Source organism: Pseudomonas sp. 11/12A, assembly GCF_000800055.1.
Classification (GTDB): Bacteria; Pseudomonadota; Gammaproteobacteria; order Pseudomonadales; family Pseudomonadaceae; genus Aquipseudomonas; species Aquipseudomonas mohnii.
The window spans coordinates 2395062-2409542 of record NZ_JUGV01000001.1 but is presented as its reverse complement, the minus strand read 5'-3'; the positions used below and the strand labels follow the sequence as shown (position 1 = coordinate 2409542).

At 61.3% G+C, this 14481-nt stretch carries 8 protein-coding genes and 1 pseudogene; all 9 read right to left on the bottom strand.

All coding sequences use genetic code 11. The features are described from left to right. Window positions 1-41: 41 nt before the first annotated feature. The 9 genes and pseudogenes from GQ39_RS11060 to GQ39_RS11020 all read right to left on the bottom strand — a co-directional run bounded on the left by GQ39_RS11060 (window position 42) and on the right by GQ39_RS11020 (window position 14462). Window positions 42-2579: pseudogene (locus GQ39_RS11060) on the bottom strand (PAS domain-containing protein). Between the two features lie 288 nt (window positions 2580-2867). Continuing rightward, on the bottom strand, window positions 2868-4823 hold the full coding sequence (locus GQ39_RS11055) for an acetoacetate--CoA ligase (RefSeq protein ID WP_047529727.1): 1956 nt from the start codon (window positions 4821-4823) through the stop codon (window positions 2868-2870). 84 nt (window positions 4824-4907) lie between these two features. Continuing rightward, on the bottom strand, window positions 4908-5681 hold the full coding sequence (locus tag GQ39_RS11050; RefSeq protein ID WP_047529725.1) for a 3-hydroxybutyrate dehydrogenase: 774 nt from the start codon (window positions 5679-5681) through the stop codon (window positions 4908-4910). Between the two features lie 7 nt (window positions 5682-5688). Then, window positions 5689-7080 (bottom strand): GntP family permease, encoded by a 1392-nt coding sequence (locus tag GQ39_RS11045; RefSeq protein WP_047529723.1) that lies wholly within the window; start codon window positions 7078-7080, stop codon window positions 5689-5691. A gap of 288 nt (window positions 7081-7368) precedes the next feature. Next, complete coding sequence (locus GQ39_RS11040; RefSeq protein ID WP_047529721.1) at window positions 7369-8784, bottom strand: sigma-54 interaction domain-containing protein; 1416 nt, start codon at window positions 8782-8784, stop codon at window positions 7369-7371. 135 nt (window positions 8785-8919) lie between these two features. Next, a complete protein-coding gene (locus GQ39_RS11035) occupies window positions 8920-10497 on the bottom strand; it encodes an ABC transporter ATP-binding protein (protein ID WP_047529719.1) in 1578 nt (525 codons plus the stop codon). A gap of 13 nt (window positions 10498-10510) precedes the next feature. Beyond that, complete coding sequence (locus GQ39_RS11030) at window positions 10511-11533, bottom strand: ABC transporter permease (RefSeq protein ID WP_047529717.1); 1023 nt, start codon at window positions 11531-11533, stop codon at window positions 10511-10513. Next, entirely contained in the window at window positions 11533-12594 is a 1062-nt protein-coding gene (locus tag GQ39_RS11025) for a microcin C ABC transporter permease YejB (RefSeq protein ID WP_047529715.1), read from the bottom strand. Before GQ39_RS11025 ends, GQ39_RS11030 begins: the two co-directional genes overlap by 1 nt. Continuing rightward, entirely contained in the window at window positions 12594-14462 is a 1869-nt protein-coding gene (locus GQ39_RS11020) for an extracellular solute-binding protein (protein WP_047529713.1), read from the bottom strand. Before GQ39_RS11020 ends, GQ39_RS11025 begins: the two co-directional genes overlap by 1 nt. Window positions 14463-14481 lie beyond the last annotated feature (19 nt).

Genomic DNA, 14481 nt, shown 5'->3' with positions numbered 1-14481 from the left:
TGGCATGGAGGGTGATGCGGGGCGCGCGATTATGCCCTAACTCACTGCGGTTGGCCGATCATCGTGCGAATCTTGTTGGCCAACAGATCAATGGAAAACGGTTTGGCCACCATGTCCATGCCTTCCTCGAGAAAACCCTGACGCTCGGCGGCTTTTTCCGCGTAACCGGTCATGAACAGCACTTTGAGTTGAGGCCGGTGCTGACGGGCAATTTCTGCCAGTTGCCGGCCATTCATGCCGGGCAACCCGACATCCGTCACCAGCAGATCGACCCGCAGTCCGGATTCGAGCAGGGGCAGGGCGCTCTTCGCGTCTTCGGCTTGGTAGGCGTGATAGCCCAGCTCCTTGAGCAGGTCGAACACCAGCATGCGTACGGCCGGGTCGTCTTCCACCAGGACCACGGTTTCACCGGCAATGGCCGAGGGCGCCTCGCCGATGACCGGCGATAACACGTCTTGCGGTTCAACACCGTGCAGGCGCGGCAGGTACAAGCGCACGTTGGTGCCCTGGCCAGGCATGCTGAACAGGGTCACATGGCCACCGGACTGCTGGGCGAAACCATAAATCATCGACAGACCCAGGCCGGTGCCCTGGCCGATGGGTTTGGTGGTGAAGAACGGATCGAAGGCCTTGGCCAGGATCTTCGGTGTCATGCCCGTGCCGTTGTCGCTGACGGCGATCATCAGGTAATCCCCGGCCTTGACCGGTTCCAGGGTGTTGATTTCGCTGTCGTCGAGGTAGACGTTGGCGGTTTCAATGCATAACTCGCCACCATCGGGCATGGCGTCCCGGGCGTTGATCACCAGATTGAGCAGGGCGTTTTCCAGTTGGCTGACGTCCGTGCTGACCGTCCAGACGTCTTTGACCAGGCGCAGTTTGAGCTCGATATGGTCGCCCTTGGTGCGGCGGAACAGGTCTTCCAGGGAGCGAATCAGGTCGTTGGGGTTCAGCGGTTTGCGATCCAGCGACTGACGCCTTGAGAACGCCAGCAGACGATGGGTCAGGGCGGCGGCGCGGTTGGCCGAGGACACCGCTGCCTCGGTGAAACGGGCGATCTCGGCGGTGCGGCCGTCGGCGATGTAGCGTTGCATCAGGTCGAGGCTGCCGATAATCCCCGTGAGCATGTTGTTGAAGTCATGGGCAATGCCACCGGTGAGTTGGCCCACCGCTTCCATTTTCTGTGCATGGCGCAGGGCTTCTTCGGCGCGCTCGCGTTCGAACATCTCGTTCAGCAGCTTTTCGTTGGCTTCGGCCAGTTGCCGGGTTCGGGCGCTAACCCGTTCTTCGAGGGTTTCATTGAGGTTGCGCAGCGCTTCTTCGGTCTGTTTACGCTCGGTTTCGTCGATCACGAAGATGTAGAAACCGTTCACCGCGCCGTCTGCACCGTGGCGCGGCAAATAGTTCATCAGTGCATGACGGATGCTGCCGTCACGGTGCGGCGTCTTGATGCTGAAACAGCAGGGCCTGCCGGACAGGGCTTCGGCGATGTGCTCGGCGCGCAAGGCGTAGGCCTCGTCGCCCAACACCTCTCGAACGGTCCGGCCGTAGAGCTCCTGGGGTGTCAGGCCGTACCAGTCCAGATACGCGGCGTTGTTCAGGCGAAAACGCTCCTCGCGGTCGACATAGCTGATCAGGATCGGCATGGCGTTGATGATCAGTTGCAGCTCGGTCTGGCTCTGGCGCAGGGCCTGCTCGGTGTTTTTGCGCTCGGTGATGTCCAGGGCGGCGCCCAGGAAGCGGATTGGCCGACCATGGTGGTCCTTGTAGCAACGACCGCGGGCAAACACCCAGCGTAACTCGCCATCGGGTTGCAGCAAGCGCTATTCCTCGGCGTATTCGGTGCCATGGGCGATGCAATGCTTGATGCTGCGGGCGATCAGGGCGCGGTCTTCCGGGTGCACGCCGTGAAGGTACTCGGTGATCGGCAGCTGGCTGGCCATGGCCGGGTCGATGCCATGCAATTGGGCGAAATAGGCATCAGCCAGGAAGCGGTCCTCGCTGATGTCCCAGTCCCAGGTGCCGACCGTGTCGGTGGCGGCGAGGGCCAGTTGCAGGCGTTCCTCGGTATCTTGTTGAGCCTTGAGGCTGGCGGCGGAACGCTGTTCCAGTTCGAGGGCGATTCGACGGCGTTCATTGGTTTCGATGGCGGTGACCAGAATCCCGGCCACCTCGGCGCTTTCGTCGCGAATGGGGCTATAGGTCAGGTCGAGCCAGAGGTCGGAATCCTTGCCGTCGCGCTGCAGGGTGAAGCGTTGTTCGCTGTAGGTTCGCACTTGCCCTTGCAGGACGGCTTTGTAAATCGGATCGGTAAAGTCCTTTAACTCTGGCCAGATAAGGTGTGTCGGCTGTCCGAAAGCGTACGGATGCTTGCTGCCGGCGAGCAGAGCGAAACCGTCGTTGTAGATCTGTGTCAGCTGCTCGCCCCAGAGCAACAGCATCGGCATCGGTGAATGAATCACAATGTCCATGGCGGTTCGCAGGCTCTGCGGCCAGGTGCTGGCCGAGCCCAGAGGGCTGCTTTCCCAGTCCAGCCTGGCAATCAAGGCCTGGGCATCGCTGCCGGTCGGTGAGGCGTTCATCTAGGTGTCCTGCATCAAGTCGGTATGACGGCGTCTACTCAGCTGGCTGAGCGGCAAACGCTGGATGCCCCGGCATTTCGGTGGTCCGGGCCATTTTATTCATTGAATGCTTCGCAGGTGTTTTTTGCTATGGGCATCAACGCGTATTAAGACAACTGGCCAATCTGTACGCGAATTTTGCATCTGACAAGCAAACCCTGTGGGAGCGGGCTTGCCCGCGATGAGGGTGGCACCGTCAACATTGACGTACCGTCATCGCGATCAGGCTCGCTCCTGCAGTGGAATACTTTAATCCCGCAGCTCCGGGCGGTCGCGAAATTGCTCCAATGCCTCGGGATTGGCCAGCGCATCGGTATTCTTCACTGTTTGCCCATGCACGACATTGCGCACTGCCAATTCGACGATTTTGCCGCTGATGGTCCGGGGGATGTCCGTGACCGCGACGATCTTTGCCGGCACATGGCGCGGCGTGGTGTTGGCGCGAATGGTCTGGCGAATCTGTTGTTGCAGTGTTTCATCCAGTTCAACGCCTTCACGCAGCCGCACGAACAGCACCACCCGCACGTCATCCAGCCATTGCTGCCCGATGGCCACGCAGTCGAGCACTGGCGGGACTTTTTCCACCTGACGGTAGATTTCCGCCGTGCCAATACGCACGCCGCCGGGGTTGAGCACCGCGTCGGAGCGGCCATGGATCATCATCGCGCCGTGGGGCAGTTGTTCAGCGTAGTCACCCTGGGCCCAGACCCCGGGGAACTGACTGAAATACGACGCCCGCAGCTTTTCGCCGTCGGGGTCGTTCCACAAGCCGATGGGCATCGCCGGGAAGTGCCGGGTACACACCAGCTCGCCTTTTTCGCCAATGACCGGTTGGCCGTCGTCGTTCCACACTTCAACCGCCATGCCCAGGCTCTTGCCTTGCATTTCACCGCGACGCACCGGTTGCAACGGGTTGCCATTGACAAAGCAGGAGACGATATCGGTGCCGCCCGACATCGAGGCCAGGCACACGTCAGCCTTGAGGTCGCGATAGACGTAGTCGTAACTCTGCGGTGAAAGCGCGGAGCCGGTGCAAAGCAGGGTTTTCAGGCTGCTCAAGTCATGGCTTTGCCGGGGTTTGACGCCGTTGGCTTCCAGGGTGGCGAGGTACTTGGGGCTGGTGCCGAACACGCTGATGCGCTCGTCGTCGATCAGGTCGATCAAGCGTTCGGGATCGGGATGAAACGGTGAGCCGTCGTACAGCACCACGGCACTGCCCACCGCCAGCGCCGAGACCAGCCAGTTCCACATCATCCAGCCGCAGGTGGTGTAGTAGAACAGGCGTTCGCCGGGGCCGAGATCGCTGTGCAAGCCGTGCTCTTTCACGTGTTGCAGCAACACGCCCCCGGTGCTGTGGATGATGCATTTGGGCACGCCGGTGGTGCCGCTTGAATAGAGGATGTAGAGCGGATGGGCGAAGGGCACGGGGACGAAATCCGGCTCGCCGCCGGGGTCGTAGAACTCGTCCCACAGCGTCACATTGGCCGCTGTGCGGAAGTCTTCGATGCGAACCTGCGGCCGCGCGTAGGGCACGACGATCAACTGTTGCAGCGATGGCAGGCGTTCGAGGATTTCGTTGACCTTGACGGTCTGGTCGATCTCCTTGCCGGCGTAGCGGTAACCGGCACAGGTGAGCAGCACTTTCGGCTCGATCTGGCCGAAACGGTCGATCACGCCTTGGGTGCCGAAGTCCGGCGAAGAACAGGACCAGATCGCCCCGAGGCTGGTGGTGGCGAGCATGGCCACCAATGTTTGCCAGGTGTTGGGCATGCACGCGGCCACCCGGTCGCCGAGGCCGACACCGGCGGCGATCAGGCCGTTTTGAAAACCGGCGACATGCTCGGCCAGTTCGCCCCAGGTCAAGTGTTCACGCTGCCCGTTTTCGCCCACGGCCACGACAGCCACGGCATCGTCGCGGCGGCGCAGCAGGTGTTCGGCGAAGTTCAGGGTGGCGCCGGGGAACCACTGGGCGCTGGGCATTTGCGGGCCTTCCATCAGCACCGCGTCAGGTTGTTGATGGAAGCGGATATTGAAGAAGTCGACGATGGCCTGCCAGAAATCCACACGTTGATCGATGGACCACTGGTGCAGGGCAGGGTAGTCATCGATGTGCAGGTGGTGTCGTTGATTGATGAAGCGCCGAAAGGCCTCCATGCGGGTCTTGCCGATGCGTTCGGCACTGGGTTGCCAGAGGATGTCGGACATGGTTTGCCTCTTCTTATTCGTAAGTTCAAGCGAGCATTTGTGGCTCGGGGGGCAAGCTCCCTCGCCACAAGGGTTCAGCGGTGCTTACTGCGCCAGCCAACCACCATCTATGTTCCACGCCGCGCCGCGCACCTGGCTGCCGCCTTCGCTGCACAGGAACAGTACCAGTTCCCCCAGTTGCGGCGGCGTCACGAATTCCAGCGACGGTTGCTTCTCGGCCAGCAGATCATGTTGCGCCTGCTGCGGGTCGATCCCGGTGGCGGCACGGTCATCGATCTGCTTCTGCACCAGCGGTGTCAGCACCCAGCCGGGGCAAATGGCGTTGCAGGTGATTTGGGTGGTTGCGGTTTCCAGCGCGACCACTTTGGTCAAACCGATCACTCCGTGCTTGGCCGCGACATAAGCCGCCTTGCCCACCGAGCCGACCAGGCCATGCACCGAAGCAATGTTGATCACCCGACCCCAGCCCTTGGCGCGCATGCCCGGAAGGCTCAGGCGAGTGCTGTGGAACACCGACGACAGGTTAATCGCGATGATCGAATCCCAGCGCTCCACCGAGAACTCCTCCACCGGCGCTACGTACTGGATGCCGGCGTTGTTGACCAGAATGTCGATGCCACCGAATTCGCCCTCGGCATAGGCGATCATCTCGGCGATCTGTGCCGGGTCGCTGACATCGGCCGGGTGATGACCGACCTTGCCACCGTACTGCGCCACTTCGGCAATCACCGTGGAGGCATCGCCGAAGCCGTTGAGGATCAGATTGGCGCCGGCCTTGGCCAGGCTGAGGGCGATGCCCAGGCCAATGCCGCTGGTGGAGCCGGTAACCAGTGCGGTCTTGCCCGAAAGAGTCGTCATGAATACCTCACACAATGCCAGTGGCGTAGAAAGTGCCGATCACCACGAAAACCGCCAGGGTCTTGATCAGCGTAATACAGAAAATGTCTTTGTAAGCCTCGCGGTGGGTCAGGCCGGTGACCGCGAGCAGGGTGATCACCGCACCGTTGTGCGGCAGGGTGTCCATGCCGCCACTGGCCATCGCGGCTACACGGTGCAGCACTTCCAGCGGGATATTGGCCGCATGGGCCGCGGCGATGAATTGTTCGGACATGGCCGCCAACGCGATGCTCATGCCACCCGAAGCAGAACCGGTGATGCCGGCCAGCAGGGTCACGGTGATCGCTTCGTTGACCAACGGGTTGGGGATGCTCTTGAGCCAGTCGGCCAGGACCAGGAAGCCGGGCAGGGACGCGATGACCGCACCGAAGCCGTATTCCGACGCGGTGTTCATCGCCGCCAGCAACGCACCGCTGACCGCGCTTTTGCTGCCTTCGGCGAGTTTGCTGCGAATCGCCTGGAACCCGAACGCGATCACCATGATGATGCCCACCAGCAGCGCCGCCTGTACCGCCCAGATCGCCGTGAGTTTGGCGATGTCGGTGGTCACAGGCGCGGCCATGCCCGGCAGCGCGAGGCTGTGGGTCTTGCCGTACCACTGTGGAATCCACTGGGTGAACAGCAGGTTCATGATGCCCACGGCCAGCAGCGGCGACAGGGCGATCCACGGGTTGGGCAGCTTGATGTCGGCGGCGGTTTCCGGCTCGTTGCGCAGTTCGGTGCCATAACCTTCACCCGCGCGTTGGGCCTTGTTGCGCTGGCGCTGCAGGAACAGCATGCCGGCGCAGAACACGAAGATCGTGCCGATCACGCCCAGCCATGGCGCGGCCCAGGCGGTGGTGTTGAAAAAGGTACTGGGAATGATGTTTTGGATCTGCGGGGTGCCGGGCAAGGCGTCCATCGTGAAGGAGAACGCGCCGAGGGCAATCGTCGCCGGAATCAGGCGCTTGGGAATGTTGCTCTGGCGAAACATTTCAGCGGCAAACGGATATACCGCAAACACCACCACAAACAGCGAGACGCCGCCGTAAGTGAGCAAGGCGCAAACCAGCACGATCACCAGCATCGCCTGGCGGGTGCCCAGTAAACGAATGGCGGCGGCGACGATCGAGCGCGAGAAACCCGACAACTCGATCAGCTTGCCGAACACTGCTCCAAGCAGGAACACCGGGAAATACAGTTTGATGAAGCCGACCATTTTCTCCATGAACACGCCGGTGAAAGCAGGCGCAACAGCAGAGGGATCGGTGAGCAGAACGGCGCCGAGGGCGGCGATCGGGGCAAAAAGGATAACGCTGTAGCCACGGTAAGCAGCCAGCATCAACAGCGCGAGGGCTGCCAAGGCAATGATCACACTCATGGTGTGTCTCCTGGGTTGTTATTTTTGTAGGGTGGATCTTTTGTAGGAGAGCGCTATAGCGAATTGTGTGCCAGATGGTTAAGTGCCTGAAATATAAGGGAATATTTATATTTTCTTGGGGTGGGCCTAGGCTTTTGTCTCTATATTGAGACTTTTGGTTGCTGGGCCGGCCTCATCGCGAGCAGGCTCGCTCCTACAGTTGATTGTTTTTTTTGCAATCAATCCAATAAACCTGTGGGAGCGAGCTTGCTCGCGATGGTCTGTCTATCAATGGAGATCAATGTCTCTTTATGGAGACTCTGCAATTCCCAACGCCAGCATCTTCTTGTACAGCGTCGACCGACCCAGCCCCAGCCGCGCCGCCGCTTCAACCACCTTGCCCCCGCATTGCGCCAGGGTGGTTTCAATCAATTGCCGATCAAAGCGTGCCCGGGCAGCACTGAAGGTCTCGTGCTCCAGCGGTTCGACGGGCAGCGGTGCCATGCGCTCCACTGGCGTAAAGGTCCCGATGGCTGCGCGGATATCCGCCACCGTGAGCCGCAGGTCATCACTGAGCAACGCCGCCCGTTCCAGCACGTTGCGCAGTTCGCGAATATTCCCCGGCCAGGCATGCTGCCCCAGCAGCGCCAGTGCCTCGCCGTTGAGTTCGTGCTGGCTGCGCAGCTCTTCAAGGATCGCTTCGCTGAGGGCGGGCAGGTCGTCGAGGCGGTCGCGCAGTGGCGGAACCTGAATGGGCAGGACGTTGAGGCGGTAGTACAAGTCGGCGCGAAATTCGCCGCGTTTGATCGCGGCCTCCAGATCAGTTGAAGTCGCGGCGATCACCCGCACATCGCTCTGGATCACGTCGTTGGAACCCACCGGTTCGAATTCCTTTTCCTGCAACACCCGCAGCAATTTGCTTTGCAGCGGCAGGGGCATGTCACCGATCTCGTCGAGAAACAGTGTCCCGCCCTGGGCGATCTGCAATTTGCCGGCGCGGGCCTTGCGGTCGGCACCGGTAAAGGCGCCGGGTGCGGTGCCGAAGAATTCGGCTTCCAGCAGCGATTCGGGGATCGCTGCACTGTTGACGCTGACAAACGCCTTGAGCGCGCGCGGCGAAGCATTGTGGATCGCCTGGGCCAGCAGTTCCTTGCCGGTGCCGGTTTCACCCAGCAGCAACACTGGCGAATCGGTACTGGCGCTGCGGCGGGCGCGGCGTTTGACTTCCAGGCTGGCGGCGCTGGTGCCGATGAAATGGGCGAAGTTGTATTTGGTCTGCCGCGCCCGCAACAGCGAGCGGGTCGATGCCAATTCTTCCTGCATGCTCATGTAGCGTTTGAGCATCGGCGACAGGCTGCGCAATTCGTCGAACAGGGCAAAGCCAATGGCGCCGATCACTTCGCCGGCATCGTCATGAATCGGCAGGCGCATGACCACCAGCGGTTCCTTGGGGGTGTCCTGCATGTCGAGCAAAATCGGGCGCCCGGTGCGCACCACTTCGCGCAACAGGCTGCCGGGGATCACGCTTTCGCAGGCCTTGCCGATCGCGCTTTGCGCCGATTGCAGGCCGAAACGCTTGGCGTAGCGCTCGTTCATCCACACGATATTGGCGTCGCGGTCGACAATCACCGTGCCCTCGCTCGACTGCTCGATGATCTCGAACAATGAGCGGATTGCCAGCAGGCGTACGCGCTGGTAGTCCTTGAGGCTTTCGGTGGTGTTCATGAGGGTTGATCCTGATTAAGTGTTGCCTGTGCCGGCCCTATCGCGGGCAAGCCCGCTCCCACATTGAAATGCATTCTCCTGTGGGAGCGAGCCTGCTCGCGATGGCCGTGACGCGGTTCAGCGGCATGCGCCGGATTATGACGCCCCCGGATGCGCCGCGGCCAACAGCTCCTTGGTGTACGGGTGCTGCGGCGAATCGAAGACGTCGTGGCTGGCGCCGCTCTCGACCACCTTGCCGTCCTTGACCACGATCATGTCGTGCGCCAGGGCGCGGACCACGGCCAGGTCATGGCTGATGAACAGATAAGTCAGGCCATGTTTTTCCTGAAGCTGGCGCAGCAGGGCGACCACTTGCTTTTGCACGGTGCGGTCAAGGGCCGAGGTCGGTTCGTCGAGCAGGATCAACGCCGGTTTCAGCACCAACGCCCGGGCGATGGCAATGCGTTGGCGTTGGCCTCCGGAAAACTCATGGGGATAGCGGTGGCGGCTCTGCGGGTCGAGGCCGACTTCTTGCAGTGCCCGTATCACTTCGGCGTCGCACTCGTCGGGGCTCAACTGGCTATGGACTTCCAGGCCTTCACTGATGATCTGTGCCACGGACATTCGTGGGCTGAGACTGCCGAAGGGGTCCTGGAACACCACCTGCATTTTTTTGCGCCACGGCCGTAGCTGTTTCTGCGTCAGGCCATTCAACGCGTGGCCCTGGAAGCGAATACTGCCCTCGGAATCAAGCAGGCGCAGGATGGCCTGGCCGAGGGTGGACTTGCCGGAGCCGGATTCGCCAACGATGCCCAGGGTCTTGCCCCGCTGCACATTCAGGCTGATGCCATCCACGGCCTTCAGGTAAGTCTTGCGCTGAAACAGGCCGCCACCGACGGCAAACTGCACCCGCAGATCCTCCACCTCCAGGACTTTCTCCCGTTCGTCCCGGGGCAGGGCTTCGCCTTCGGGTTCGGCATTGAGCAGGACGCAGCTGTAAGGGTGCTTCGGTTCGGTGAACAGCGTTTCGCAGGGCGCCTGCTCGACGATTTCGCCGGCCTTCATCACGCACACCCGCTGGGCGATGCTGCGCACCAGGTTGAGGTCGTGACTGATCAGCAGCAACGACATGCCCAGGCGTTGTTGCAGGGATTTGAGCAGCAGCAGGATCTTGCGCTGCACGGTCACATCCAGGGCCGTGGTGGGTTCGTCGGCAATCAGCAATTCCGGTTCGCAGGCCAGGGCCATGGCGATCATCACCCGCTGGCGCTGGCCGCCGGACAGTTGATGGGGATAAGCCTTGAGCCGCTCCTTGGGTTTCTGGATGCCGACCAGATGCAGCAACTCCAGAATCCGCGCTTGCGCCACCTTGCCCGCCAGGCCCTTGTGCACCAGCAAGGTCTCGCCGATCTGCTTTTCGATGCTGTGCAGCGGATTGAGCGAGGTCATCGGCTCCTGGAAAATCATCGCGATCCGGTTGCCGCGCAGTTCGCGCAATACGCTGGACGGAGCGCCGAGCAGTTCGCGGCCGCGATAGCGAATGCTGCCATGGCTTTCGGTGCCGACGTCGGGCAGCAGTTGCAGGATCGAGTGGGCGGTCACCGATTTGCCAGAGCCGGACTCGCCCACCAGTGCCAGGCATTCGCCGGGGCGGATGTCCAGGCACAGATTGCGCACCACGGTCTCGCCACTGAAGGCCACGCTGAGGTCACGGATTTCGATCAGGTTAGTCATATCAATATCCGCATCAGGATCGGGGATCGAAGGCGTCGCGCAACGCTTCGCCAATGAACACCAGTAACGAAAGAATCAGCGCCAGGGTGAAAAACGCCGTCAGCCCCAGCCAGGGCGCTTGCAGGTTCTGTTTGCCCTGAGCGATCAGCTCGCCCAGGGATGCGCTGCCGGCGGGCATGCCGAACCCGAGGAAGTCCAGCGCGGTAAGGGTGGAAATGGCCCCGGTCAGAATGAACGGCAGGTAGCTCAACGTTGCGTTCATGGCGTTGGGCAGGATATGCCGCACGATCACCTTGCGATCGCTCAGCCCCAACGCCCGGGCAGCCTTGACGTATTCAAGGTTGCGTCCGCGCAGGAACTCGGCGCGCACCACATCCACCAGGGCCAGCCAGGAAAACAGCGCCATGATCCCCAGCAGCCACCAGAAATTCGGTTCGACGAAACCCGACAGAATGATCAGCAGGTACAGCACCGGCAGCCCGGACCAGACCTCCAGCAGCCGCTGACCGATGAGGTCGACCCAGCCGCCGTAATAGCCTTGCAGGGCGCCGGCAGCGATGCCGATCAGCGCGCTGACGAAGGTCAGCATCAAGGCAAACAGAATCGACACCCGTGCGCCGAAAATCACCCTTGCCAACACGTCCCGCGCCTGGTCGTCGGTGCCCAGCCAGTTCACGCTAGAAGGCGGGCTCGGGGACGGTTTGTTCAGGTCATAGTTCGGCGTGTCGTCACTGAACGGAATGGGCGGGAACAGCAGCCAGCCACCGTCCTTCTTGATCAGGTTTTGTACGTAGTCGCTGCGGTAGTCGGCCTGGAACGGCAGTTGCCCGCCGAACGCCTGCTCGGTGTAGCGCTTGAGGGCAGGGAAATACAACGAGCCCTGGTAGCTGACGATCAGTGGCTTGTCATTGGCGATCAGTTCGCCGCCTAGGGTCAGCATGAACAGACCGACAAACAGCCACAGCGACCACCAGCCACGGCGGTTTTTCTTGAAGCGTTCGAAGCGGCGACGGCCCAACGGCGAAAGCTTGAACATCAGGCGTTCCTCGCGGCGAAGTCGATACGCGGGTCGACCAGTGTGTAGCACAGGTCACCCACCAGTTTTATCAGCAGTCCGAACAAGGTGAAGATGAACAGCGATCCGAACACCACCGGATAGTCCCGCGACACCGCCGCTTCGTAACTCATGCGGCCCAGGCCGTCGAGGGAGAAAATCACCTCGATCAACAGCGAACCGGCAAAAAACACGCTGATAAATGCCTGGGGAATCCCCGACACCACCAGCAGCATTGCATTGCTGAACACGTGGCCATACAGCACGCGGCGTTCGCTCAAGCCCTTGGCGCGGGCGGTGACCACGTACTGGCGGGTGATTTCATTGAGGAACGAGTTCTTCGTCAGGATCGTCAAGGTCGCGAACCCGCCAATCACCAGCGCCGTCACCGGCAGCACGAGGTGCCAGAAGTAGTCGACGACCTTGCCCAGGGTCGACAGTGACTCGAAGTTGTCCGAGACCAGCCCGCGCACCGGGAACCAGTTCAGCGACGTACCCCCGGCGAACACCACGATCAGGAACATCGCGAACAGGAACGCCGGCATCGCATAGCCGATGATGATCGCGGTGCTGCTCCAGATATCGAAATGGCTGCCGTGGTGCACGGCCTTGCGGATGCCCAGCGGGATCGACACCAGATAAGTGATCAGCGTCGCCCAGAGCCCGAGGGAAATGGTCACTGGCATTTTTTCCAGGATCAGGTCGGTGACGGTGGCGCCACGGAAGAAACTCTTGCCGAAGTCCAGGCGCGCGTAGCTGGTGAGCATCAGCCAAAGGCGTTCGTGGGCCGGCTTGTCGAACCCGTATTGTTTTTCGATGTCCTTGATCAGTTGCGGGTCGAGGCCGCGGCTGGCCCGGGAGCTGCCGCTCACGGCTTCGCTGGCGCCACCGCCGACACTCACCCCGCCGATGCCTTGCAAGTGGGCGATGGCCTGTTCCACCGGCCCGCCCGGTGCGGCTTGGACGATCACGAAGTTGACGAGGAGGATGATCACCAGCGTCGGAATGATCAGCAGCAGGCGCCGCAGAATGTAAGTCCACATCAGTGCGGTCCTCCGGGTCTGCCACGGCGGATGCGCTCGGCGGTCATTTCCTGGTTGGTCAAGGGCGTGGTGCTCATTTCCCACCAGCTTTCGATGGCTTCGTCATTGCTCGCTTGCACATCGGGCATGCCGAAGCGATTCCACCACACGGTGGAGGTGCCCGGCGGGTAGTAGTTGGGAATCCAGTAGTAGTTCCACTGCAACACCCGGTCCAGGGCATGGGCGTAGCGCAACATGTCGGCCTGGGTGTTGGCGCGCACCAGTCCCTTGATCAGGGTATCGACGGCTGGATTCTTCAGGACCATGTAATTGTTGGAGCCTGGGTCAGTGGCCGCCTCCGAACCGAAATAGTTGAGCAGTTCGCCCCCCGGAGACGTGGTGACCGGGTAGCCGGTGACGATCATGTCGTAGTCGCGGCTCATCAGACGATTGACGTACTGCGAGGAATCGATGCGGCGGATGTTCATGTCGATGCCGATCTGTTTCAGGGTGCGCTTGTAGGGCAGCAGCAATCGGTCCAGGCCGTTCTGGCTGACCAGGAAAGTGAAGCTCAGCGGATCTCCGTCGGCGTTGACCAACTGATCGCCATCCGGTTTCCAGCCGGCCTGTTCCAACAGGTCCAGGGCCTGCAACTGCTTGTCGCGGATCACGCCACTGCCATCGGTTTTGGGGGCTTCGAACACAGTGGTGAATACTTCGTCGGGAATCTGCCCGCGAAGCGGTTCAAGAATCGCTCGCTCGCCGGCATCCGGCAGTTGCCGGGCAGCGAGGTCGGTGTTGGAAAAGAAACTTTGCTGGCGGATGTACATGTTGCGCATCATCTGCCGGTTGCTCCATTCGAAATCCCAGAGCATGGCCAGCGCCTGACGTACCCGGCGATCCTGGAACATGGGCTTTTGCAGGTTGAACACAAAACCCTGGCTCGGTTGCGGCGCTTCGGTCGCCAGATGCGCTTTTTGCAGTCGACCGTCGCTCAGGGCCGGGCTTTCATAACCGATGGAGTAACCGGTGGCGGAAAACTCGCGGTTGTAATCATAGGCACCCCCGCGCAGCACCTGGCGTGCCACGTCGGTATCGCCGAAGTACTCGATGCTGAAATGATCGAAGTTGTATAGGCCGCGGCTGACCGGCAGGTCCTTGCCCCACCAGTCGGGATTGCGCTCGAAGGTGATGCTGCGCCCGGAATCGACCTTGCTGACCTTGTAGGGCCCGCTGCCCAGTGGGGGCTCGTAACCGCCGCCACCTGCGAAGTCGCGGGTCTTCCACCAGTGTTCGGGAAACACCGGCAGCGTCGCGATGTCCAGCGGCAGGGTGCGGTTTTCGTTGGTCTTGAAGTCGAAGCGAATGGTCAATGGCGCCTCGACTTCGACGCCTTTGACGTCAGCGAATTGAGTGCGATAGCGCAGACTGCCCTGGGTCATCAATAGATCGAAGGTGTAGCGCACGTCTTCGGCGGTGATCGGCTTGCCGTCGGCGAAACGCGCCTTGGGGTTCAGGTAGAAGCGCAGTGACAGGCCGTCATCGGAGCGTTCCATCTGCCGCGCCACCAGGCCGTACACGGTATAGGGCTCATCCAGCGAGCGCTGGGCCAGCGGCGAGTAGATCAGGCCGTCAATCTGCGAGACGCCAATGCCTTTGTCGATATACGGCAATACATGATCGAAGTGCCCGATTTCGATCGCCGAACGGCGCATGGTGCCGCCTTTGGGGGCTTGCGGGTTGGTGTAGGCGAAATGGCTGAAACCGGCAGGGTATTTGGCCGGTTCGCCATAGACGGTCAACGCGTGTTGTGGTGCGGCATTCACACCGGCGGCACCTAACAGCAGGGCCACGGCAGTGAATAATAAAGTCGGGAAAGCCAGTCGCATTGTCAGCCTTAGAGCCGGG